Here is a 23,371-nt window from a genome sequence, read left to right as displayed (position 1 = left end):
GCGGCCTTGAGGGCCGGTATCCTTGACGCTTGCATCCAACGGGACTGATCGGCAATGGCAGGCGGAAGGCGGCAACGGCTGTTTCCTCTTGTGCCGGGGGCAGGGACGACGATGCTGTCACATGAGACGATATGGATCGCGATCGACACGCTGGCTGAGCGTCATCAGCTGTCGCCGTCTGGGCTTGCCCGACGCGCAGGACTGGATCCGACCTCGTTCAACAAGTCGAAACGGCTTGGCCCCGACGGACGACTGCGATGGCCCTCGACGGAATCGATTGCCAAAGTTCTGGAAGCGACCGGCGCAACGGTCGATCAGTTCATGAGCTATCTGCCGCATGCGATGGGCAGGTCGCAACTTCCCGACGGCAATTTTCCATCCCAGAACGGCACGATCCCGCTGCTCGGCTTTGCCCAGGCCGGCTCCGGCGGCTTTTTCGACGATGGCGGTTTTCCTGCCGGACAGGGCTGGGATGTGGTGGAGTTTCCCGTCGATCCTGCTCGAAAAGCCGGTGTCTACGCGCTCGAGGTCCAGGGCGATTCCATGATGCCGCTCTATCGGGACGGCGACGTGCTGATCGTCGAGCCCGGCGCACAGGTTCGGCGTGGCGACCGCGTGGTGTTGAAAACCCGCGAGGGCGAGGTGATGGCGAAAGTTCTGGCGCGCCAGAGTGCGCGCCTGATCGAGCTTCTGTCGCTCAACCCCGAACACGCGAACCGTTCATTCGACACGGCCGATGTGGAATGGATGGCACGGATCATCTGGGCGAGCCAGTAAGCCGCGTTGCATTCAACGTATCTTGAGAAAAAATTCCTTGGTCTCAATAGAGGCCGTTCGGGAAATAGCGCAGGTAGAGTTCCTGCAGGCGGCCGTTGCGCGACAATTCGGCCAGCGCCTGATCAAAGGCGGCGGCAAGGGTCGGATCGTTTCTGCGGACCATGATGGTCAGGCCCTCGCCTAGAAATTTCTGCGACAGGTAGGGGCCGTCGAACAGGCTGCAACAGGTCTCCGATGCCTCGCTTGCGACCCAGAACGGCAGGCGAAGGCCATCGGCAAAGACCGCATCCACTTGTCTCTCCTTCAGCGCTGCCAGCATGTCCTCGTAACTGTCGAACGACTTTTGCGTGAGCTTCGGGAAGAACGCTCTTACCATCGCCTCATGCGCCGTTCCCGCGACGACACCGACCGGACGATCGCTGAGGTCCGATACCGTGGTCGCAGCCAGTGTCGCCGCGTTGTTGCGGGCAAACCTTGCCGGGATACCGAGATAGGGCCTGGAAAAAAGAAAGCGCTGCCGCAGCGACGGAGTTGCAGCGACCGCTGCCATCACGGCCTCCCCGCCCCCGTCTTCCAGGGTCTTTTCGAGATCCGCGAAGGGCATGGCCTGAATCTGGCACTTTGCCTCGATCTTCAGGACCGTGCAAATCTCGCGGGCGAGATCGATGTTGAAGCCTGACAGCCGGCCAGATTGATCTGCGAAATTGAAAGGGGGGAAATCGACAGTCGTCAGGATGCGCACGCGCAGGATTGTCGACAGATCCTGGCGCTCCACGCGTTCTCGTGCGTCAAACATCAGCGGAAGCTGGGTCGCCGGGGTAGAAGGCGGAGCGGTGGAGGCCGCAAGTGCCTGCGATGCGGACAGAAGTCCGTGTATCACCACCACCAAAAGCTGCATAAACTTGAAAACACCACTGCTTTTTAGGGATGTAATCAGGTATCGCATCTTTATGATCCGTGTGGGGCAATAGGGGTTCGTCTGCGGACGGTGTAGCAGCAACATGCGCTCAGAGGAACATGCTTCGCAGCCGACCTATCACGACGAAACGGGGGCGCCGCCGACCGACGAGACCGAGTCCGGGCAATTGCTCGACTTTCGTCCCGGCATCCAGGTCGAGCTGACAGCGCTTGCGGCCCTCGGTTTCTCGAAACCGTTGATCGCCAAGCTGGCTGGCCTCTCCAGGCAAAACGGGACGACGGTCGAGGCCGAGCTTCTGGCATGCGGCGACGTGAGGGAAGACGCCTATTACGGTGCCATCGCCCGTCTGCTGCGACTTCCCTTCGTCTCGTCGCTCGATCCCGCGCTTGTCGTTATCCTGCCCTCGACCGACGCCCAGCTGACACGCCCGACCATGGTGAGGATCGCCCATCGCAACAAGGCGCAGGAAATCGCCATCGTGCCGGAGGCGGCGCGACTTTCGCAGATTGCGGCAACGCTTGCGACCCTGCCGCTTGTGGGCCGCGATCTCGTCATCACCACGCCGAGCGCCATTCGCGAATCCGTCTGGAAAGCCGATGCAGCGCGCCGCATCCGCGAGACCACGAATACCCTGTTCGAGCAGAGACCCCTGCTGTCGGCCCGCGTTGTGCTTGCAGGCCACCAGGGCTTTTACGGTGGGTCGTTTCTGACGACCCTTGCCTGTCTCCTGCTGATTGCACCGATCGATACGCTGCTTGCGCTGCATATCGTCCTGTCGCTCACCTATTTCTCGACGCTCTGTCTTCGGCTTTCGGCGATGATCCGGCAAACGTTGGTGGCGCCTGAACGCGTGCCAGTCGCTCCACCGTTCGGGCTGCTGCCGCGTTACACTATTCTGGTCGCACTCTACCGCGAAGAGGACATGGCCGAGCAGTTGGTCGCAAGCCTCAAGCGGCTGGACTGGCCCGCATCTCTGCTCGACATCAAGTTCGTATGCGAAATCGACGACCGGCAGACGATCGAAGCCTTGAAGGCGCTTGAGCCTGGCCCCCAGTTCGAGATCGTCGAAGTGCCGGCCTATGGTCCGCGGACGAAGCCAAAGGCTCTCACCTATGCGCTGAAAGGTGCGCGCGGCGAATTCACGGCAATCTACGACGCCGAGGACAGGCCGCACCCGCTACAACTCCGCGAGGCGTACCGGCGGTTTCGCGCGGCACCATCCGAACTTGCCTGCCTGCAGGCACCACTGATCATCACCAACGCCCGGGAAAGCTGGTTGAGCGCGTTGTTTTCGCTCGAATATGCAGCGCTGTTTCGCGGCCTTTTGCCGATGCTCGGGAGAATGAACATGCCGCTTCCACTCGGCGGCACGTCCAACCATTTCCGCACCAGCGCGCTGATCGCAGCCGGCGGATGGGATCCGTACAACGTGACGGAAGACGCCGATCTTGGCATGCGGCTCTACCGGCTCGGCTTTACCGCCGACGTGATGCGGCACCAGACGCTGGAGGACGCGCCTTTATCGATCAAGGTGTGGACGTCGCAGAGAAGCCGCTGGTTCAAGGGCTGGCTGCAAACCTGGCTGGTGCTGATGCGCGACCCGGCGCGGCTGATCGGCGAAATCGGCATCAAGCCTTTCTGCGTGATCCAATTGCTGGTGGGCGGCATGCTTTTGTCATCGCTGCTGCATCCGCTGATCCTCGTCTTTCTCGGCGTCGGCTTCTCGGCAATGCTGCGGGCGCCGATCGACACGCTGCCGCTTGAGGTCGTCGGCCTGTTCGCGATCGACTTCACCAATATCCTCGGCAGCTATCTCATCTTCCTCGGCCTCGGCATCGGATCGATGACCGACCACGAAAAGCGCCTCGTCGGCCGCCGCTGGGTTGCCGTGCCGCTCTACTGGATGATGACATCCTTCGCCGCCTGGAAGGCGCTACGGGAACTCAGGACAAAGCCCTTCCACTGGAGCAAGACACCCCACATGCCGCGCCGGAAGGAGAGCTGATCGGGAGAGGGGATTGGAGCAGGCGAAGGGAAGCTGAACCTCGTCTTCAGCTGGGGAAACTTCGGGAAGACGCAGGAGACCCAATTGAACGCTTCGTTGGGCACATATCGCGCTGGTCTGTAGGCGACGGGTTATCTGTAGCATTTTTGGGACGGGCAGCTGGAGGCACGCAAATATTTTTTACACCGACGATATTTTACCCATGCAGCAAAGAGGTCATTTCATGTATGTTGAAGTGTATTGTTGTATTCTAATGGGGGATTGGAACAATGGCTTTACAGATATTCGCAACTAATTCCGCTGGCGCCGGTATTCGTGCCGACCTCACCACACTTGACGACGCCTTCATCGCTTCGGGCGTTACTGTCGGTTCTACTGACGGAACCGCGATCAGGGGTACTGGGAGTTATCATGACGTCAACGTACAAGGCACATTAATTGGTAACTATGACACTGTCGTACTCGGCGATGAAGGCACGGTCGACCATGATCTACACCTGATCGTCGGAAGCAGTGCTTATATGGCCCAATTTAGCGACACTGGTTATGGCGCCTGGATCAGGGGTTACAACTCTACCGTAGAGAATAGCGGTACGATTTGGAGCAACTATCGTGGAGTGGTAATTTCGGCCTCTAACGCGGCCACACAATCGACCGTAATCAATACCGGCATGATCGATGGGAGATTTACCGGCCTCTTTCATGCCGGCAACGAAACGCTGGTCGTACAAAATAGCGGAACGATCAAATCGCTCTCTCAAGCTTATTTAGGTTCAGAGGGGATCGATCAGATTGTCAACACTGGCAAGATCATAGGCACGGTATCCCTGAATGACGGAGCCGACATTTTCGACACGAAGTTCGGAACCCTCTCCGGCACAGTCGATGCGGGCGGAGGCAGCGACAAGCTCTACGGCAGCGCTCTTGCCGACACCCTTAATGGAGGCGCCGACGAGGATATCCTCAACGGCTACGGTGGAGACGACAAGCTATCTGGAGATGATGGCGATGATACGCTGAATGGCGGTGAAGGCGCCGATACACTCAGCGGCGGCGCGGGAACCGACCGGGCCTCCTACTCGTCGGCAACGTCAGGCGTGGTTGCCAGTTTACTCACTTCGTCCATCAACGCCGGAGAAGCCAAGGGCGACACCTACAGCTCGATTGAAAATCTAACGGGCTCAAATTTTAAAGACACCCTTCACGGCAACGCAGCAGCAAACAGTATCAATGGGGGTGCTGGTAATGACATCATCAACGGTTACGGCGGATTGGATAGGCTAACTGGTAGTTCAGGCAACGACACATTCATCTTCGATACTGCCCTTAACGCGGCGACTAATGTCGACACCATCACCGACTTCAATGTTGTCGCTGATACGATGCAACTACAGAATGCAGTGTTCACGGCCTTCAACGCTACCGGCGTTCTGAACGCTACTGCCTTTGTCAAAAGCGCGTCGGGCGTGGCAGCGGATGCCTCCGATCGAATCATTTATGAAACCGATACCGGCAAGGTGTTTTACGATCAGGATGGAAACGGCGGCGCATTTGCCGGCATCCAATTTGCGAAGCTGGCGGCAGGCCTAGCGATCACCAACGCGGATTTCTTCGTTATCTGAGGCGCTCACTCAAAATTGTGGACGTCGAGACATGCTCGGCGTTCACCTCCATTTGTGACTAAGGCAGGTGTCGATTGCATAATCGCAAACAATGAACGTGTCAGCAGCAGCGGAGGATAGCCGGAGCACGAACCGCGAAGCGGGCCACTGCAACGGCAGATAACAGTGAAACGCCATTGCCTTTGAGGTATTAAATCCGCTGGAGCGGGTGAAGGGAATCGAACCCTCGTATTCAGCTTGGGAAGCTGCTGCTCTACCATTGAGCTACACCCGCGTCGGGGGAAGGTTTCCAACAATGGGCCTTGTCTGTCAAGGTCGCCGGGGTGGAAGCGTCCGGGGATGTCCTAGCTGCGGAAATGCTTGGAGAGTTTGAGGCCCTGCGCCTGATAGTTCGAGCCGAGGCCGGAGCCGTAGAGGCCCTGGGGTTCTTCCAGCATGTGTTCGTAGACGAGGCGACCGACGATCTGGCCGTCTTCGAGGATGAACGGGACCTCGTGGCTGCGCACCTCTAGGACTGCGCGGCTGCCGCGGCCGCCGGCGGCCTCGTGGCCGAAGCCGGGGTCGAAGAAGCCGGCGTAATGGACGCGGAATTCGCCGACCAGCGGGTCGAACGGTGTCATTTCGGCCGCGTAGAGCGGTGGCACATGGACGGCCTCGCGCGAGACGAGGATGTAGAATTCATCCGGATCCAGAATCAGTTCGTTGCGGCCGCGGCTGTGGATCGGCTCCCAGAAATCGAACAGATCATGCTGGGCCTTCTTGTCGACATCGACGACGGCCGTGTGGTGCTTGCCGCGGTAGCCGATCAGGCCATCGTTGTCGCCGGCAAGGTCGATCGATAGCGCTATGCCGCCGCCGGAAATGTTCGGCTGCGCGGCGGCGACCAGCGTTTCGGCTCCATGCAGCGCCAACAGCTCCGGCTCCTGCAGAAGGGCGTTGCCGACGCGGAAGCGGATCTGCGACAGGCGCGAGCCCTGGCGCACGACGATCGGAAATGTGCGCGGGGAAATTTCGAGATAGAGCGGACCGCGATAGCCTGAAGGGATCTTGTCGAACTCCTGGGCGCGATCGGTGATGACGCGGGTAAAGATATCGAGGCGGCCGGTGGAGCTTTTCGGATTGGCCGAAGCCGACATCTCGGCCGGCAGATCGAGGCTTTCCATCAGCGGCACGATATAGACGCAGCCGGTTTCGAGGACGGCGCTTTCGGAGAGATCGATGACGTGCAGGCTGAGGCGCTCGAGCTTGTCGGACACGAGGCTCATCGGCCCCGGCATGAACGAGGCGCGCACGCGAAACGCCTTCTGCCCCAAGCGCAGATCAAGGCTCGCCGGCTGGATCTGGTCCTGATCAAGCGCCCTCTCGGACTTCAGCCGTCCTTGTTCGAAGAGCGCCGCAATTGCGCGGTCCGCCAGAATTCCCGTTTCGCGAGCCATCATGTCTCTTTCAGATTTTGGGGCCGACAAAACCAAATGCGGACCATTGACGCAAGCGGAAGCGAGGCGTAAGGCAGCTTTATCCCGTGGTGATTTGGCCGGTCGGCTTGCAGCCACGTTAAACAAGTGGCTAAAAAGACCGGGTTGAAAACCGGTCTGCGATTGCGGCCGGTTTTTTTGTATCACGAAGGTGATGAACACATGAGCAAATCCCCGAACAAGAACTGGCGCCCTGCCACCACGCTCGTCCATGGCGGCACGCTGCGCTCGCAATATGGCGAGATGTCGGAAGCCATCTACCTGACGCAGGGCTTCGCCTACGACAGTTCAGAAGCCGCCGAGGCCCGTTTCAAGGGCGAGGCCGACGGCTATATCTATGCCCGCTACGGCAGCCCCACCAACGACATGTTCGAAAAGCGCATGTGTGCGCTGGAAGGTGCAGAAGAAGCCCGCGCCACCGCCTCCGGCATGGCCGCCATCACGGCAGCGCTCATGTGCCAGCTTCGCGCCGGCGACCATATCGTTGCCGCGCGGGCCCTGTTCGGTTCCTGCCGCTGGGTTGTCGAAACGCTCGCCCCGCGCTACGGCATCGAATGCACGCTGGTCGACGGTCGCGACCTTGCCAACTGGGAAGCGGCGATCAAGCCCAACACCAAGGTGTTTTTCCTGGAAAGCCCGACAAACCCGACGCTGGAAGTGATCGACATTGCCGGCGTTGCCAAGCTTGCCAATCAGGTCGGCGCCCGTCTGGTGGTCGACAACGTGTTCGCAACGCCGCTCTTCCAGCGGCCGCTGGAACTCGGCGCCCATGTGGTCGTCTATTCCGCCACCAAGCATATCGACGGCCAGGGCCGGAGCCTTGCCGGCGTCATCCTTTCGGACCGCGAATGGGTTCTGGAGCACCTGCAGGACTATTATCGCCATACCGGTCCGGCAATGTCGCCGTTCACGGCATGGACACTGATCAAGGGGCTGGAAACGCTGCCGATCCGTGTTGCCCAGCAGACGTCCAATGCGGCAAAGATCGCCGATTTCCTGGCCGAGCAGTCCAAGGTCGCGAAAGTGATCTATCCCGGTCGCAAAGACCATCCGCAGGCCGATATCATCGCCAAGCAGATGACGGGCGGATCGACGCTGGTCTGCTTCGAGCTGAAGGGCGGCAAGGAAGCGGCCTTCAAGCTGCAGAATGCCATGGAGGTGGTCACCATCTCCAACAATCTCGGCGACACCCGCTCCATCATCACGCATCCGGCAACGACGACGCACAAGAACCTCAGCGACGAGGCCCGTACGGAACTGGGAATTTCGCCCGGCACCGTGCGCTTTTCGGCCGGCATCGAGGATGCGGACGACCTGCTGGAAGATTTCGCGCAGGCGCTGAAGCAGATCTGATCGGCTTTACGCCGAACGATGGGTAGACCCGGAACGCTCCGGGTTTACCATATCAGTTATCCCTATCATCAAGAACGCGACATTGCCTCAGATGCAAGCCGCGAGAATTCTTGACCTTTCTCCCCCACTGTACGATATCGGCACGATGAGCAATCTTGAGGTGCCAATGTACCGCGCCCGCACCAGAGACATAGACGTCGCCGTCGAGCCCTATTATCTCGAGGAGCAGTCGAGCCCCGAGGACAGTCGTTATGTCTGGGGATACCGGATCGTGATCGAGAACAAGTCCTCGATCAGCGTCACGCTCGTGCATCGCTACTGGAACATCACGGACGAAAACGGGATCGTCGACGAGGTCGACGGACCAGGCGTCGTTGGCGACCAGCCGCGACTGGAGCCGGGCGACAGCTATGAATATTCGTCCGGATGCCCGCTCGACACGCCATCAGGCGTCATGTTCGGCACCTACGATATGAAGACGGACGAAGGCGAGACTTTCAAAGTCGACATTCCCGCCTTCTCGCTGGATTCACCAGGCGTCGTGCGCGTTCTGAACTGACCCGCAAAGCGGATCAGGCGCTTTCGAATTCCTCCGTCACGAACTTGTAGGTGGTCGAGCAGAACTCGCAGGTTACCGCGATTTCTCCATCTTCCACACTCGCGTGGATTTCTTCCGCAGAGAACCCGTCCAGAACGCCCTTGATCTTGTCGCGCGAGCAGCTGCAGCGGTCGAACACCGTCTGCGGATCATAGACCCGCACGCCGCGCTCGTGGAACAGCCGGAACAGCAGCCGTTCGATCGCCACCTGCGGATCGGTCAGCTCGTCCGTATCGATGGTGCCGACCAGCGTGCTCGCCTCTAACCAGGCATCGTCCTCGACTTCGACGGCATCGCGTTCGTCACCGTCGCCGCCGTGCAGGTCGGGCTGGCGCATGCGCTCAGGCGCCTGCGGAAGGAACTGGGCGACAAGTCCGCCGGCGCGCCAGTTGTGGCGCGGGTTGCCGTCCTCGTCGCGGTCGATGAGTTCGGCGACGGCAAGGCGAACCCGGGTCGGGATCTGTTCGGACTGGCGGAAATAGACGCCGGCCATTTCCTCGAGCGACGAGCCGTCCATCGGTACGATGCCCTGATAGGGCTGCATGCCGCGGCCCTGATCGATGGTCAGCGCAAGAAAACCATGGCCGAGCAGTTCGGCAGGCGAGATCTTGCCGTTCTCGACGGCTTCGGCCAGCGCATCCTCGTCGTAGCGGGCATAGGCGCGCAGTGCATCCGGCGTGGAGAAATCGGCAACAAGCAGGTCGACCGGGCCGTCGCCCTTGGTCTGCATGGTGAACTTGCCTTCGAATTTCAGCGAAGTGCCCAGCAGTGCAGTGAGCACGACGGCTTCCGCCAGCAGCCGCGCGACTGGTGCCGGATAATCGTGCCGTGCGAGGATCGCGTTGAGGAGTGGCCCGAGCTGGACTGCACGGCCGCGCACATCGAGGCCATCCACCTGGAAGGGCACGACGCGGTCGTCGCCGGCAAAATCGAGTTCGTTCAGTTCAACAGTCGCTTCCGCCATGAGTTAACTCCTTCGCGCCGGCGCTCTCAGTTCCTCGAACGCTTTTACACAAGCGCCAGCCGCAGCGGAACCGCCGGCCGGGGATTTGAGAACGTTGACGATATCGTGTTGAAGCGCCGCACTCGTTCGGCGGCGCGCTTTGAAAGCCGTCAGATGGTGGCGGCTCTCATCGAATTCAAGTCGGAAGCGCTTTCGATCCTCAGACGATGCCGAAGCACCAGGCTAGGATCGACTTCTGCGCATGAAGGCGGTTTTCCGCCTCGTCGAACACTACTGACTGCGGTCCGTCGATGACCTCGTCGGTGACTTCCTCGCCGCGATGGGCCGGCAGGCAGTGCATGAAGAGCGCGTCCTTGTTTGCCTGATCCATCAGCGCCTTGTTGACCTGATAGGGCTGGAAGATGTTGTGGCCGCGCGCCTTGTGCTCCTGGTTCATCGACACCCACGTATCGGTGACGACGACATCAGCGCCGGTGACCGCCCGTTCGGCGTCGTGGCAGAGCATGATCTCGCCGCCATTGTTGCGCGCCCAGTTCAGGAACTTGTCATGCGGCTCGGAGCCCATCGGCACGGCCATGTTCATCTTGTAGCCGAACCGCGCCGAGCCTTCGACGAGCGAGTGCAGCACGTTGTTGCCGTCACCCGTCCAGGCGATGGTCTTGCCTTTGACAGGACCGCGATGCTCCTCGAAGGTCATCAGGTCGGCCATGATCTGGCAGGGATGGGTATCGTCGGTCAGCGCGTTGATAACAGGCACGGTGGCGTGCTCGGCCATTTCCCGCATGCGGTTGTGATCGGTGGTGCGGATCATGATCGCATCGACATAGCGCGACAGGACACGTGCCGTATCGCCGATCGTCTCGGCGCGGCCGAGCTGCATTTCCGTGCCGGACAGGAAGAGCGTCTCGCCGCCGAGCTGGCGCATGCCGACATCGAAGGAGACGCGGGTGCGGGTGGACGGCTTTTCGAAGATCATCGCCAGCATCTTGCCGGCGAGTGGCTGATCGCCCTTGCCGGCCTTGAAGGCCTGCTTGCGGCTCTTGGCGTCGTCAAGAATGGTGCGGAGGTCCTCCGGCGAAACCGCCGAAAGATCCAGGAAATGCTTTGGTGATGCCATGCTATCGTCCCCTATCGAGGGGAACCGTCACCGGCACCCCTCATCGCGCTCAGGCTGTTTTCTTAAGTTCTGCCTTGGTCAGCTTTTCGGCTGCCCGTTCGATCCGTGCGAGCCCCTCGCGGGCTTCCTCGGCCGTGATCGTCAACGGCGGCAGAAGGCGCACGACGTTATCGCCAGCAGGTACTGACAGCATTTTCTCATCGCGCATTGCAACGACCAGATCGCCAGCAGGCACCCTTGCCTTGATGCCGAGCATCAGGCCTTCGCCTCTGATATCTTCGATCACGTCAGGGAAACGGTCCTTCAGGCTTGCCAGTCCCTGGCGGAACACGAGCGCGACATCGCGGACATTTTCAAGGAAGCCATCGGCCAGCACGACGTCGAGCACCGCGTTGCCGCAGGCCATGCCGAGCGGATTGCCGCCATAGGTCGTGCCGTGAATGCCGGGCTTCATGCCGGAAGCAGCCTCTGCGGTCGCAAGGCAGGCGCCGAACGGGAAGCCGCCGCCGATGCCCTTGGCAACAGCCATGATATCAGGCGTGATGCCTGTCAGTTCGTGGGCGAAGAACCGGCCGGTGCGGCCAACCCCGCTCTGCACTTCGTCGAGGATCAGCAGCAGACCCCGGTCGTCGCAGATGCGACGCAGCTCGCGCAGGAATTCCTTGTCCACGACGCGCACGCCGCCCTCGCCCTGGATCGGCTCGATCAGCAGCGCGCCGGTGTTTTCGTTTATCGCAGCGTTGAGGGCATCGAGATCACCGAATGGGACCTGATCGAACCCTGGCGCCTTCGGGCCGAAGCCTTCCATGTATTTTTCCTGACCACCGGCGGCGATCGTCGCGATGGTCCGGCCGTGGAAAGCACCCTCGAAGGTGATGATGTGGAATTTCTCCGGATGGCCCTTGGAGAAATGATAGCGACGCGCCGTCTTGATGGCGGTCTCAAGCGCTTCGGCGCCGGAATTGGTAAAGAACACCTTGTCGGCGAACGTGGCATCCACCAGACGGCGGGCCAGACGCTCCTGCTCCGGGATCTCGTAGAGGTTGGAAAGGTGCCAGACCTTCTCGGCCTGCGACTTCAGCGCGTTTACCAGATGCGGATTGGAATGACCGCAGGAGGTGACGGCAACGCCTGCCCCGAAATCCAGATATCGCTCGCCACCTTCCGTCACAAGCCATACGCCCTCGCCTCGATCAAAGCGCAAAGGTGCCCGGGCAAACGTGTCGTAAAGTGCGGCTTCAGCCATGGCGACATCACTCCTCTGGGTAGGTTCCGACCCCCCTCTCCAGACCTCTCCGGAGACCGGGAATGCGGCCTGAAAAATCAAAAATGCCGCCCACCGGGCGGCGCGGGCACTATCATGGCTAAGTGCCTCCATGTCAACAAAACTTGGTGTTTTATAGGGCTTTCGGGGCATATGCCGCGATGCAACCTGATGCTGTATTGCGGCATTTCGGTCTGTGACAAAAATGACTCTTGAGGGCAGCAAGTTGGGGAAAACCGCGAAATCGATTCGCGGCGATTCGAGCGACTCTTGCCACGGAGTCAGCCACACACTAGGTTAATCCTCAATTACTAGAACGCATGCGGCGGAACTAGTCACCTCGAAGCATAGATTGCGTGGGTGCGGCGGATTTATTTCGCCGCAGAGGTGAACGGATTCTGTCTGCCAGCAACGTTCAAAGGCGGAGAACGGCATGAACTGGACTGATGAGCGCGTCGAGCGACTTAAAAAACTATGGTCGGAAGGTCTCAGCGCCAGCCAGATTGCAGCCCAACTTGGAGGCGTAAGCCGCAATGCCGTGATCGGCAAAGTGCACCGTCTCAACCTTCCGGGTCGCGCCAAAGCAGGCGGTTCGGCGTCGGCCAATCGCCCGGCATCTAAGCGCCCAGCGCCCGCAGCTCCGCGCGCGCCGAGCTTTGCCGGACGCGACACAGCCCGTCCCGCAGCACGGACGGTGGGTGCAAACGCACTCAAGGAAGATCAGGACGTCAACGTCGCCGAACCGGTGAAATACACCGCTTCCGGCAGCGTCGTCGTGCCGATCTCGCGCCGTCTGTCGCTGACGGATCTCACCGAGCGCACATGCAAGTGGCCGGTTGGCGATCCGCTGACGGACGACTTCCATTTCTGCGGTTGCGATGCGCAGGATGCGTCGCCCTATTGCAAATATCACGCGAAGCTTGCCTACCAGCCCGTGCATGAGCGCCGTCGTCCGGCTGCTCGCGCGTCCTAAGCCAGGCGGCTACGGAAACAAAATCGAAGGCGGGCTCTGGCCCGCCTTTTGCGTTTTCGGCATGGCTGACTTGCGCTGAAAAAACTTGCCTCGCACTCCCTGGGCTCCTATTTCGGCCTCGAGAGAGGACGACCTCCCCCTGAATGGGCATAACGCCGGGACGACCCGGCATGAACCTCACCTAAAGGGGAAGATCATGCGCTCGATAAGAGACCGTATTCGCCACGCCATCAGCTTTGAAATCATCGGGCTTCTGATGATGGTGCCGCTCGGCGCTTTCGTCTTCGACATGCCGGCCGAACATATGGGCATTGTCGGCGTCGTGTCTGCGACGGTCGCGACCGGCTGGAACTACCTCTACAATCTGGGTTTCGACCGCTTTCTGCAGGCGCGACGGGGTACGACGCTAAAGACGCCTGCCTTGCGCATTGCTCATGCGGTGCTGTTCGAAATCGGTCTGCTGGTCGTGCTGATGCCGTTTATCGCGTGGTATCTGCAGATTACCCTTCTCCATGCGCTGACAATGGATATCGCGATCGCGCTGTTCTACGTGGTCTATGCCTATCTCTTCAATCTTGGCTACGACAAGCTGTTCCCGCTGCCGGAATGGAAGACCCAGGAAGCCGCCTGACCATCAGAGTTTCGGACGGTGCGATACGCCAGTCCGATGGAACACTGAATGTCTCGGCAAACCCGATCTCTCCGGCGCGCGTGATACGCACGGCCCGGGTTTCCTCCCGGCGACCGATCCAGCCGACGGCGAGTGCGCGGTCCAGCAGCGCCGCACCCATTTGTCCCGCCAGATGCGGCCGTCGCTCGCTCCAATCCAGGCATGTCCGGCAGAGCGGGCGTTTCGAACGGGTCAGCTGGTCGAGATCGATCCCGAAATCACAAAAGAAACGCCGGCCTTCATCGGTGATCAGGCCGGCTCCATCGCCGAGCAGCAGATAGCCGTTGCCGGTCAGGGAGTCGGCGAGCGCGATGGCGAGACGGCCTGCCATGTGATCGTAACAGGTGCGGGCAAGCCGTAACGCCTCGTCTTTCGGGCCGACAGGATGATGGCGCTTCGGCCCATCCGCGGCGACTGCCATCAACGCGTGGATCACGTGCGCGACTTCCGGAGAGGCAAGCCGGTAGTAGCGGTGCCTGCCCTGCTTCTCGACTGCGATCAGATGCGCCTGCGCCAGTTTGCCGAGATGGCCGCTGGTGGTCTGCGCGGTGACACCGGCGTGGCGTGCCAGTTCGCCCGCCGTCAGGGCCTGGCCGCCCATCAGCGCGGACAGCATGTTGGCGCGTGCAGCATCGCCGATCAGGCTTGCAACTTCCGCAATCGTATTTCCTGAAACCATATTGGACATGATCCAGTTCTAGCACCGGAAAACTTTGCCGTCAGCGGTCAACGGTTCGGCCGTCGCCGAAGCATTTCTTTTCCTGGTTCCGCTAAGAGGGGCGGAGATTGCATGGATGGGGATAGGAACTGGAATGGCGGACACCAAAACAAGCATGGCAACGGATCTGTTGCTGCTCCTCACGCTCGCGACGCTTTGGGGCGCGTCCTACACGCTGATCAAGGTCGGTGTGGAGACGATCTCGCCCGTCACCTTTATCGCCGTCAGGACGCTGGTCGCCGGGCTCATTCTCGTTGCGGCACTGCGCCTTCGCGGATTGAAGCTGCCGACGGACCGGCAGACCTGGACGCTCTTCACGGTTCAGGCCTGCCTCAACAGCGCTGTCCCCTTCACCCTGATTGCCTGGGCCGAACAGACGACCGATGCGGGCCTTGCCACCATCTTGAGTTCAACGACGCCGATCTTCGCCTTTCTGTTGACGGCGCTGATCACCCGCCATGAGAGCGTCTCTGGGACCAAGCTGTTCGGAGTTGCGGCAGGCATTGTCGGCATATGCCTGATCGTCGGCATGGAGGCGCTTGCCGGCTCGGGCGAGAACCTCTGGGCGCAACTGGCCATCGTGGCGGCGACGATCTGCTATGCGGCGGCTGCCATCTTCGGCAAGAATTTTAAGGGATTGGACCCGATGATGCCCGCCGCGGGATCGCTGACTGCAGGCGCTGCCATCCTCATTCCCGTGAGCCTCGTGGTCGACCGGCCCTGGACGCTGACTCCCAGCACCGATTCCATGCTCGCCCTATTGGCGCTGGCGGTATTTTCGACGCCGCTCGCCTTCGTCATCTATTTCCGGCTGGTGCAGACGCTGGGCTCCGTCGGCACGACGGCGCAGGCCTATCTGCGGGTGCCGATCGGCGTTGGCATCGGCGTCGTGTTTCTCGGCGAAACGCTTGCCTCGACAGCCTGGCTCGGCCTCGCCTGCGTCGTGGCCGGTGTCATTGCCATGACGCTGCCGGCTAGGAGACGCGGTGCTCAGGCTTCCATCGAGTAGCCGGCACCGCGGACCGTGCGGATGACATCCTGCATGTTGGAAAAGTTGAGCGCCTTCCGGAGGCGCCCTACATGCACGTCGACGGTACGCTCGTCGACATAGATGTCATGGCCCCAGACGCCGTCGAGCAACTGCGAGCGCGAAAAGACGCGGCTGGGCGACGCCATCAGGAATTCCAGAAGTCTAAACTCTGTCGGCCCGAGGCGAACTTCGCGGCTCTTGCGGTGAACGCGATGGGTTTCGCGATCGAGTTCGATATCGCCGCATTTGAGGACGCTCGAAAGGACCTCCGGTCGGGCACGGCGCAGCATCGCCTTGACGCGGGCCATCAGTTCCGGCGTCGAGAAAGGCTTGACCACATAGTCGTCTGCGCCGGTGGCAAGCCCGCGAACGCGCTCGCTTTCTTCGCCGCGCGCCGTCAGCATGATGATCGGCAGGCGTTCCGTCTCCGGCCGCATGCGCAGGCGACGGCACAGTTCGATGCCCGAAACGCCCGGCAGCATCCAGTCGAGAATGAGAAGATCCGGAACGCGCTCCTGAAGCCTGATTTCCGCTTCGTCACCGCGAAGCACGGTATCGACCTCGTATCCCTCGGCCTCCAGGTTATACCGAAGGAGGACGCTGAGGGCCTCTTCGTCTTCCACGACTGCGATCTTCGGCTGCATTCCGACTTGCTCCGTCACTCGTCCCGAACCGCACTTAGATCCGCCAGATCCGCTCGCGCTGCTTCAGGTCATTGGTTTTGGCAGTTATTGTCGCGAAACCGGCAGGCGATTTCGGGAGAGCTGCATCATGTCCCGGCGGAGCCGAGCATGTTGGACGTATCGTCCTTCGGACGTTCGCCCTCCGGCTGTGCGCCGGTCGCGATGTAGTAGATGGTCTCGGCGATATTCGTCGCGTGGTCGCCGATGCGCTCGATGTTCTTGGCGCAGAACAGGAGATGGGTGCACGTGGTGATGTTGCGCGGATCCTCCATCATGTAGGTGAGGAGTTCGCGGAACAGCGAGGTGTACATCGCGTCGATTTCTTCGTCGCGCTGGCGGATGATCTCGGCTTTTTCCGCAGAGCGGTTAGCGAAGACATCAAGAACGTCCTTGAGCTGCACCAGCGCCAGTTCGGAAAGATGCTCCAGACCACGGGCGAGCTTGCGCGGGACGCCTGTTCCCTGCACGGCGAGCACGCGCTTGGCGGTGTTCTTGCCAAGGTCGCCGACGCGTTCCAGGTCAGCTGCAATGCGCAGCGTGCCGATGATCTCGCGAAGGTCAGCCGCCATCGGCTGGCGCTTGGCGATGGTGACGATCGCCTTGTCCTGGATATCGCGCTCGGCGTGGTCGAGAATGACGTCGTCCGAGATGACCTTCTGGGCCAGTGCGGAGTCGGAGTTCACGAGCGCACGCACGGCATCTCCGCACATCTGTTCAGCGAGACCGCCCATTTCGGAGATCCGGCGGTTCAGGTATTTCAGTTCCTCGTCATAGGCCGAGAGAATATGGGTCGAAACCATGTGTCTGATCCTTGATGTCTGCAGTTGCGGCTGACGGGCTCTGCGCCCGCATCAGCCGAAGCGGCCCATGATGTAATCCTGGGTGCGCTGGTCATCCGGATTGGTGAACATCTTGTCGGTATCGTTCTCCTCGACCAGGTGGCCGAGATGGAACATCGCCGTGCGCTGCGAAACGCGGGCCGCCTGCTGCATCGAGTGGGTGACGATCACGATCGTGTAGTTGGCGCGCAGTTCGTGGATCAGTTCCTCGACCTTGGCCGTGGCGATGGGGTCGAGTGCCGAGCACGGCTCGTCCATCAGAATGACTTCAGGCGAAACGGCGATCGCACGGGCGATGCAAAGGCGCTGCTGCTGACCGCCGGAAAGGCCGGTACCGCCTTCATGCAGGCGATCCTTGACTTCTGCCCAGAGGCCGGCGCGCTGCAGGCTTGCCTCGACGATCGCGTCCATTTCCGTCTTGCCGCGGGCAAGACCGTGGATGCGGGGACCGTAGGCAATGTTCTCGTAGATCGACTTCGGGAACGGGTTCGGCTTTTGGAACACCATGCCGACCCGGGCACGCAGCTCCACGACGTCGATTTCCTTGTCGTAGATATCGTCGCCGTCGAGCGTGATCTTGCCGGTGACGCGGCAACCCTCGATCGTGTCGTTCATGCGGTTCATCGTGCGCAGGAAGGTGGACTTGCCGCAGCCAGACGGACCGATCAAAGCAGTGACGGTATTTTGGCGGACATTCAGGTTCACGTCATAAAGGGCGCGCTTGTCACCGTAATAAACGGAGACATCCTTGCCGATCATCTTATATGCAACGTCGTTCATTTTCTTGTCCAGCGCCTTCTCAACTGCAGCTTCTGACATCATGTTCATTGCTTCCCCCTTCCTCTACCAACGCCGTTCGAAGCGGCGTCGCAAGAGAATTGCGCCAACATTCATCAAGATCAGGAACAGGAGCAGGATCATGATCGCTCCCGAGGTTCGTTCAACGAAGGCGCGTTCCGCCTCGTTAGCCCACATGTAGATCTGTACCGGCAGCGCTGTCGACGGATCCATCGGCGTGGTCGGATAGTTCGCCACGAAGGCGACCATGCCGATCAAGAGGAGCGGCGCGGTTTCGCCAAGGGCGTGCGCGAGGCCGATGATCGTACCGGTCAGGATACCGGGCATGGCAAGCGGCAGGACATGGTGGAAGATGGTCTGCATCTTCGAGGCACCGAGCCCGAGCGCTGCAGCACGGATCGACGGTGGCACTGCTTTCAGTGCCGCGCGGGTGGCGATGATAATGGTCGGAAGCGTCATCAGCGTCAGCACCAGGCCGCCGACCAGCGAGGCCGAGCGCGGCAGGCCCATGAAGTTGATGAAGACCGCGAGACCCAACAGACCGTAGACGATCGACGGGACCGCTGCGAGATTGTTGATGTTGACCTCGATCAGGTCCGTGAACCGGTTCTTCGGGGCAAACTCTTCAAGATAGATCGAGGCTGCGACGCCGATCGGCAGCGACAGGACGAGCACGATCAGCATCATGTAGAAGGAGCCGATCAGAGCGACGCCGACGCCGGCTGCTTCCGGACGGCTGGACGCGCCGTTGAAGAAAATGCCGGTGTTGAATTCCTTGGCGAGCGCACCGCTGTCGGTCAGCTGCTTCATCCATCCGACCTGCTGGTCGGACACCTTGCGGCTGGTTTCCGCCACGTCGAGATTGATCTGGCCTTTCACGGCGCTGTCGATATCGCCGGCCGCCAGAAGCGAAACCGTCTGAGTCGTGCCGATGATCTCAGGATCGGAAACGACCATATCGCGCAGCTGGCCACGAACGCCGTCCGAAATCATCTGGTTGACGGCACGCAGGCCCTGGCGATCGGTTTCGGCGACGCCCAGAACCTTCGCCAGCGCATTGCGGGCGACGATCGGGTAGTTGGCCGTCATCAGCTTGGCCGGATCCGTAGCCCGCACATTATCCTTGTCGATGATCTGCTGCGAGAACTCCACAGGGATGGTGATCATCGTCTGCTGAAAGGCGGTATAGCCCTTGGAGACGACCGACCACAGAAGGAGCATCAGGAACAGGATGCCGAACGAGAGAGCAGCGATGCCATAGGCGCGGAAGCGGCGCTCGGCGGCGTAGCGGCGTTTGATACCGATATCGCGACGGGCAGGCTTGGCCAAGACGCCGGCGGTGGAGGAAACCACGTCGGTCATTCGTACTGCTCCCGGTATTTGCGCACGATGTAGAGCGCGTAGATGTTGAGGCAAAGCGTGATCGCAAACAGCGTGATGCCGAGTGCGAAGGCGACGAGCGTCTGCGGCGAGGTGAATTCAAGGTCGCCCGTCAGCTGGCTGACGATCTTGACGGTCACCGTCGTCATCGGCTCGAACGGGTTGAGCTGCATGCGGGCGGCGACGCCGGCGGCGAGCACCACGATCATGGTTTCGCCGATGGCGCGCGAGGCGGTCATCAGAAGTGCGCCGACGATGCCCGGCAGTGCTGCCGGCAGGACGACCTTCTTGATGGTTTCGGACTGGGTGGCGCCGAGACCGAGCGAGCCGTCACGAAGCGTTCCCGGCACGGCGGTGATGATGTCGTCCGACAGCGACGAGACGTAAGGGATCAGCATGATGCCCATGACGAAGCCGGCGGTGAGAACGCTCTGTGCCTGGATGAAGTTGGCGTAGTCGCCTGTGACAAGGCCGTTCAGCTGCGAAGACAGGTCGCGCAGGAACGGGCCGACCGTCGTCAGGGCAAAGAAGCCGTAGACGATGGTGGGAATGCCGGCGAGAACTTCGAGCAGAGGCTTTGCGACGGAGCGGACACCGCGGGAGGCGTATTCCGACATGTAGATCGCGGAAAACAGACCGCTCGGGACGGCAACGAGCATGGCGACGAAGCCGATATAGAGTGTGCCGAGAAGCAGCGGGATAAGGCCGAACTGACCAGCCGAGTCCGTGGCGCCGGCGGCCGCAAAGCGCGGATCCCAGACGGTGCCGAAGAAGAACTCCCACGGCGGGATGCTGGTGAAGAAGTGCGTTGCTTCCGTCAGCATCGAGGCAACGATGCCGACCGTGGTCAGGATCGCGATCGAGGATGCGACGACGAGGCTGGCGAGGATCACCTTCTCGACACGGTTGCGAGCCCGAAACCGCGGCGCGATGCGCGTGTAGGAAAAGCCGGCGCCGATCAGGGCTGCCAGAAGGACTACCGCGGTCATAACCCAGTTGCTGATCTTGGTCATTACGTTGAGATCGCCAGCGGACTCGACCATGTATGGTTCGGGGTCGCCGGCAAGCGGGACGCCCTTAGCGCCAAGCGCTGCGCGCAGTTCGACGGGATTTCCGCCGATGAGCTCGATCTCGTCCAGGCTCAGTACGTTCATGCCGCGCGCAAGCGAGCTTACCATGCCGAAGGAGAGACCCTGTTCGGCCGGCGAACGCGCCTTTACGTCTTCAGGAAAGCCATCGAGGACAGTGGAGTTGATATAGAGGGGGCTGACGACCAGCCACGCGGCCAGGATGAGAACCGACGGCAGAACGGCGCAGAGTGCGACGAAGGTGCCGTAGTAGCCCGGACGTGAATGAAGCTTTGAGGAACGGCCGCCGGCGATTGCCAGGGCGTGCCTGGTTCCGACAACGTAACAAGCGATCGCAATTATCGCCAGAATCAATAAAATCAATGGTGTGCTCATTAAAATCCCCCGGCCTACCGCCATCGACGGCACCCATTACCGCACAAATCCCACCATCGGAATCAATATGTTTCGCCATCCAAAACGCAGCGACTGACGCCAGGCTTTGCTTCTGTCGCGCGACGGACAAGTCGCCGCCTGGCACGAAAGAAGACCGGCGCCGCAAGAAGCGGCGCCGGAATTTTGATTACATGGTCTTGCCGGCTTCGAAGTCCTTGCGGACCTGTTCGCGCTGATCGTCCGGAGCAGCAACCAGGCCGTATTCGGCGAGCGGGCTGTCAGGGCCGATCATTTCGTCGGAGATGAAGAACTCAACATATTCCTTGAGGCCTGGGATAACGCCGAGGTGAGCCTTCTTGACGTAGAAGAACAGAGGGCGCGACACCGGGTACTTGCCCGAAGCAATGGTTTCGGTGGAAGCAACGACATCCGAAACGGTCGCGACCTTCAGCTTGTCCATGTTGTTTTCATAGAAGGCCAGGCCGAAAACGCCGAGGCCGGTCTTGTTGGCCGAGATGCGGGCCAGCGTTTCGGTGTAATCGCCGTCGATGTCGACAGCTGCGCCGTCCTTGCGAACTGCAACGCACTTGGCAGCAGCCTGCTTGGCATCGGTGATGGCAGCCTTGATGACGTCAGTCGCGCCGGCTTCCTTGCAGCCTTCAGCCATGATCTTCTCTTCGAAGACTTCGCGGGTGCCGTGCTTGGAGCCTGGGATGTAAGCTGCGATCGGGCCCTTCGGCAGGGTCGCATTGACTTCCGACCAGTTCTTGTAAGGGTTGGCAACGAGCTTGCCGTCAACGACGACTTCAGCAGCCAATGCCTTGTAGAGATCCTTCGGGGTGATCTTCATGTCGCCGTTCGACGAGTCGGCAGCGAATACGATGCCGTCGTAACCGATGCGGATTTCCTGAACGTCCGTGACGCCGGCAGCCTTGCAGGCTTCGGCTTCGCTCTTGTTGATCTTGCGCGAAGCATTGGCAACGTCGATCGTGCCTTCGCCGACGCCGGAGCAGAATGCCTTCAGACCGCCGCCCGTGCCGCCGGACTCAACAACCGGTGCCTTGAAGTTCGGGTTGGTCTCGGCAAAGGTCTCGGCAACGATCTTCGCATAGGGAAGAACGGTGGAGGAGCCGGCAACCTGAACCTGGTCGCGTGCGGATGCAACGCCGGCAAAGGCAACAGAGGCCACGAGGGCTGCTGCGGAAAGTTTGAACATGTTCATCGAAGTTCTCCCGGTATGGGTTTCCAGAAATCTTGTCATGCCGGCCTCTTAGACATTTGCCGGCTCTCGGCCCGCTGGTCATAGCCGCCCTTGGCCTTAGCTTTTATGTCACTTCGGTGAAACATTTGTGACAATTCAAGCTGTTGAAAATATTGACGTTCTGGAAGAGACCGGGAAAACTGGGTTGGTTTTATGTCAGAAACGGACGGTAAACTCCGTCCCCTTGCCGAGTTCCGACTTCACAAGCAGGCGGGCGCGGTGCCTGGTGAGGATGTGCTTGACGATGGCAAGCCCCAATCCGGTGCCCTTCTTGGAGCGGCTGTCGGCGACGCTGACGCGGTAGAAACGCTCGGTCAGGCGGGGAACGTGCTCAGCGGGAATGCCCGGACCCTTGTCGATGACATTGACTTCGACCGGCAGCCTGCCGCCGCCTTTCAGGAAGACATCGACGAACTTGCCCTCCTGGCCATACTTGCAGGCATTCTCGATGAGGTTCTCGATCACTTCGATCAGTTCGTCTCGATCGCCCAGCACATCGACCCTGCCTTCGGGAAGATGCAGGCGGATTTCGACGCCCAGTTCCTCAGCCAAAGGCAAGAGCGCGTCGCTGACATGGATGATCAGCGGCTTCAGGTCCACGGTCTGGTCCGGAGCAATATGCGACTTCAGTTCCAGCCGCGACAGCGAGAGAAGGTCGTCCACCAGTCGGCTCATCCTGGTCGCCTGGTCGAGCATGATGCCGAGAAAGCGTTCCTGCGCCTTCGGATCGCCGCGAGCCGGGCCCTGGATTGTCTCGATGAAGCCTCTGAGCGAGGCAAGCGGCGTTCTCAGCTCATGGCTTGCATTGGCGACGAAATCGGATCGCATCCGGTCGATGCTTCGCAGTTCGGAGACATCGCGGAACGACAAGAGGTAATAGTTTCCCATGCCAGGTGCCAGGTCGGCGATATCGATCGGCGCCACGCGCAGGATGAAGACCCGTTCGGACGGAAGTCGCTCGGAATGTTCGATCTGGTTGGGTTGTCCGGTCGCGATGGTTTCGCGCAGCATGTCGAGAATACCGGGCGACCGCAGCCGCGCCGTCAGATGGGTGCCGATCGGCAAATCGCCAAAGGCCCGCTCCGCCGCCTTGTTGCGGTAGAGAACGGTGATGTCTCCACCCAGCACCACGACCGGCATGTCCAGCGTGCCGAGAGTTGCCGAGATCAGCGGCAGCGGGTCGAAGACGGGTGGCTCCGGAACAGGCATTTCAACCGGTACGACAGGTATCTCCGGCAAGGGCCGGGACAGTACGGCGACGACGAGGGGAAGCCAGAGCGCGAAGACCAGAAGATCGTTCGCGCCGGCAACAAAAGCGATCACCGCGATCGTCGAGAGCAGCAGAAGCAGCAGCCACTCGCGCCGGAAGCGAAGTGCCAGCTCTTGCGCAAACCCGCGCTCTTCCTTCGGCAACGCTTCCACGCGCGAACCCCTTTTTGTTTGGTCGAACTTGCGGTCATAT

Annotated in this window: 21 protein-coding genes, 1 tRNA gene and 1 riboswitch; of the genes, 8 read left to right on the top strand and 14 right to left on the bottom strand. The window is 60.7% G+C overall.

What is annotated here, in order from left to right; all coding sequences use genetic code 11:
• The first annotated feature begins 111 nt into the window (after positions 1 to 111).
• Positions 112 to 777 carry a helix-turn-helix transcriptional regulator gene (locus ASF70_RS08290; protein ID WP_062453904.1) on the top strand — a complete coding sequence of 222 codons (666 nt, stop codon included), beginning with the start codon at positions 112 to 114 and terminating at the stop codon, positions 775 to 777.
• Between the two features lie 43 nt (positions 778 to 820).
• On the opposite strand, the gene ASF70_RS08285 is transcribed toward ASF70_RS08290, so the two are convergent.
• Positions 821 to 1,573, bottom strand: coding sequence for a transporter substrate-binding domain-containing protein (locus tag ASF70_RS08285; RefSeq protein ID WP_244473992.1), 753 nt, complete (start codon positions 1,571 to 1,573; stop codon positions 821 to 823).
• A 205-nt stretch (positions 1,574 to 1,778) separates the two neighbouring features.
• Here ASF70_RS08285 and ASF70_RS08280 point away from each other — a divergent pair, with 205 nt between their 5' ends.
• Positions 1,779 to 3,701, top strand: coding sequence for a glycosyltransferase family 2 protein (locus ASF70_RS08280; RefSeq protein ID WP_082471824.1), 1,923 nt, complete (start codon positions 1,779 to 1,781; stop codon positions 3,699 to 3,701).
• Positions 3,702 to 3,970: 269 nt separating this feature from the next.
• On the top strand, positions 3,971 to 5,323 hold the full coding sequence (locus tag ASF70_RS08275) for a hypothetical protein (RefSeq protein ID WP_062578958.1): 1,353 nt from the start codon (positions 3,971 to 3,973) through the stop codon (positions 5,321 to 5,323).
• A gap of 200 nt (positions 5,324 to 5,523) precedes the next feature.
• Here the strand turns inward: ASF70_RS08275 and ASF70_RS08270 are convergent.
• Together ASF70_RS08270 and ASF70_RS08265 are read right to left on the bottom strand one after the other, a co-directional pair.
• Positions 5,524 to 5,597 (bottom strand) — tRNA-Gly (locus ASF70_RS08270).
• Between the two features lie 70 nt (positions 5,598 to 5,667).
• Positions 5,668 to 6,762 carry a 2'-deoxycytidine 5'-triphosphate deaminase gene (locus ASF70_RS08265; protein ID WP_062453921.1) on the bottom strand — a complete coding sequence of 365 codons (1,095 nt, stop codon included), beginning with the start codon at positions 6,760 to 6,762 and terminating at the stop codon, positions 5,668 to 5,670.
• Between the two features lie 73 nt (positions 6,763 to 6,835).
• Positions 6,836 to 6,914: riboswitch (SAM riboswitch) on the top strand.
• A gap of 46 nt (positions 6,915 to 6,960) precedes the next feature.
• Between ASF70_RS08265 and ASF70_RS08260 the strand changes: the two genes are divergently transcribed.
• Both ASF70_RS08260 and apaG read left to right on the top strand, forming a co-directional pair.
• Positions 6,961 to 8,151, top strand: coding sequence for an O-succinylhomoserine sulfhydrylase (locus ASF70_RS08260; protein ID WP_062578956.1), 1,191 nt, complete (start codon positions 6,961 to 6,963; stop codon positions 8,149 to 8,151).
• A gap of 166 nt (positions 8,152 to 8,317) precedes the next feature.
• Entirely contained in the window at positions 8,318 to 8,710 is a 393-nt protein-coding gene (gene apaG, locus ASF70_RS08255) for a Co2+/Mg2+ efflux protein ApaG (RefSeq protein WP_062453923.1), read from the top strand.
• Between the two features lie 13 nt (positions 8,711 to 8,723).
• Here apaG and ASF70_RS08250 read toward each other — a convergent pair whose 3' ends face one another.
• The 3 genes from ASF70_RS08250 to ASF70_RS08240 form a co-directional block, all read right to left on the bottom strand.
• On the bottom strand, positions 8,724 to 9,713 hold the full coding sequence (locus ASF70_RS08250; RefSeq protein ID WP_062578954.1) for an Hsp33 family molecular chaperone: 990 nt from the start codon (positions 9,711 to 9,713) through the stop codon (positions 8,724 to 8,726).
• A 199-nt stretch (positions 9,714 to 9,912) separates the two neighbouring features.
• Positions 9,913 to 10,830, bottom strand: coding sequence for an ornithine carbamoyltransferase (gene argF, locus ASF70_RS08245; RefSeq protein WP_062453925.1), 918 nt, complete (start codon positions 10,828 to 10,830; stop codon positions 9,913 to 9,915).
• Positions 10,831 to 10,879: 49 nt separating this feature from the next.
• The gene (locus tag ASF70_RS08240; RefSeq protein WP_062578952.1) at positions 10,880 to 12,076 is read right to left on the bottom strand and encodes an aspartate aminotransferase family protein; all 1,197 of its coding nucleotides are present in this window, start codon (positions 12,074 to 12,076) and stop codon (positions 10,880 to 10,882) included.
• A 451-nt stretch (positions 12,077 to 12,527) separates the two neighbouring features.
• Between ASF70_RS08240 and ASF70_RS08235 the strand changes: the two genes are divergently transcribed.
• Positions 12,528 to 13,067, top strand: a complete 540-nt coding sequence (locus ASF70_RS08235; RefSeq protein ID WP_062453927.1) for a GcrA family cell cycle regulator — start codon at positions 12,528 to 12,530, stop codon at positions 13,065 to 13,067.
• A 196-nt stretch (positions 13,068 to 13,263) separates the two neighbouring features.
• Positions 13,264 to 13,698 carry a PACE efflux transporter gene (locus tag ASF70_RS08230; RefSeq protein WP_062453928.1) on the top strand — a complete coding sequence of 145 codons (435 nt, stop codon included), beginning with the start codon at positions 13,264 to 13,266 and terminating at the stop codon, positions 13,696 to 13,698.
• On the opposite strand, the gene ASF70_RS08225 is transcribed toward ASF70_RS08230, so the two are convergent.
• Positions 13,637 to 14,425, bottom strand: coding sequence for a helix-turn-helix transcriptional regulator (locus ASF70_RS08225; protein WP_082471823.1), 789 nt, complete (start codon positions 14,423 to 14,425; stop codon positions 13,637 to 13,639). The two genes, ASF70_RS08230 and ASF70_RS08225, sit on opposite strands and share 62 nt — an antisense overlap.
• 124 nt (positions 14,426 to 14,549) lie before the next feature.
• On the opposite strand from ASF70_RS08225, the gene ASF70_RS08220 reads away from it, so the two are divergent.
• Positions 14,550 to 15,464, top strand: a complete 915-nt coding sequence (locus ASF70_RS08220) for an EamA family transporter (RefSeq protein ID WP_062578950.1) — start codon at positions 14,550 to 14,552, stop codon at positions 15,462 to 15,464.
• Here ASF70_RS08220 and phoB read toward each other — a convergent pair.
• The 7 genes from phoB to phoR form a co-directional block, all read right to left on the bottom strand.
• Entirely contained in the window at positions 15,446 to 16,129 is a 684-nt protein-coding gene (gene phoB / locus ASF70_RS08215) for a phosphate regulon transcriptional regulator PhoB (protein WP_062453930.1), read from the bottom strand. The genes ASF70_RS08220 and phoB overlap by 19 nt on opposite strands.
• A gap of 125 nt (positions 16,130 to 16,254) precedes the next feature.
• Complete coding sequence (gene phoU, locus ASF70_RS08210) at positions 16,255 to 16,968, bottom strand: phosphate signaling complex protein PhoU (RefSeq protein ID WP_062453931.1); 714 nt, start codon at positions 16,966 to 16,968, stop codon at positions 16,255 to 16,257.
• Between the two features lie 51 nt (positions 16,969 to 17,019).
• Positions 17,020 to 17,835, bottom strand: a complete 816-nt coding sequence (pstB, locus tag ASF70_RS08205) for a phosphate ABC transporter ATP-binding protein PstB (protein ID WP_062453932.1) — start codon at positions 17,833 to 17,835, stop codon at positions 17,020 to 17,022.
• Between the two features lie 15 nt (positions 17,836 to 17,850).
• Positions 17,851 to 19,167 carry a phosphate ABC transporter permease PstA gene (pstA, locus tag ASF70_RS08200; RefSeq protein WP_062453933.1) on the bottom strand — a complete coding sequence of 439 codons (1,317 nt, stop codon included), beginning with the start codon at positions 19,165 to 19,167 and terminating at the stop codon, positions 17,851 to 17,853.
• Positions 19,164 to 20,648 carry a phosphate ABC transporter permease subunit PstC gene (gene pstC / locus ASF70_RS08195; RefSeq protein ID WP_062578948.1) on the bottom strand — a complete coding sequence of 495 codons (1,485 nt, stop codon included), beginning with the start codon at positions 20,646 to 20,648 and terminating at the stop codon, positions 19,164 to 19,166. The genes pstA and pstC overlap by 4 nt, the downstream gene beginning before the upstream one ends.
• Positions 20,649 to 20,835: 187 nt before the next feature.
• Positions 20,836 to 21,870 (bottom strand): substrate-binding domain-containing protein, encoded by a 1,035-nt coding sequence (locus ASF70_RS08190; RefSeq protein WP_062453935.1) that lies wholly within the window; start codon positions 21,868 to 21,870, stop codon positions 20,836 to 20,838.
• 195 nt (positions 21,871 to 22,065) lie between these two features.
• Positions 22,066 to 23,331 carry a phosphate regulon sensor histidine kinase PhoR gene (gene phoR, locus ASF70_RS08185; RefSeq protein WP_244473991.1) on the bottom strand — a complete coding sequence of 422 codons (1,266 nt, stop codon included), beginning with the start codon at positions 23,329 to 23,331 and terminating at the stop codon, positions 22,066 to 22,068.
• Positions 23,332 to 23,371 lie beyond the last annotated feature (40 nt).

The organism is Rhizobium sp. Leaf321 (genome assembly GCF_001423215.1).
In the GTDB taxonomy this organism is placed as follows: Bacteria; Pseudomonadota; Alphaproteobacteria; order Rhizobiales; family Rhizobiaceae; genus Neorhizobium; species Neorhizobium soli.
The sequence above is the reverse complement of the archived record's forward strand: the minus strand, read 5'-3'. Positions and strand labels throughout refer to the sequence as shown.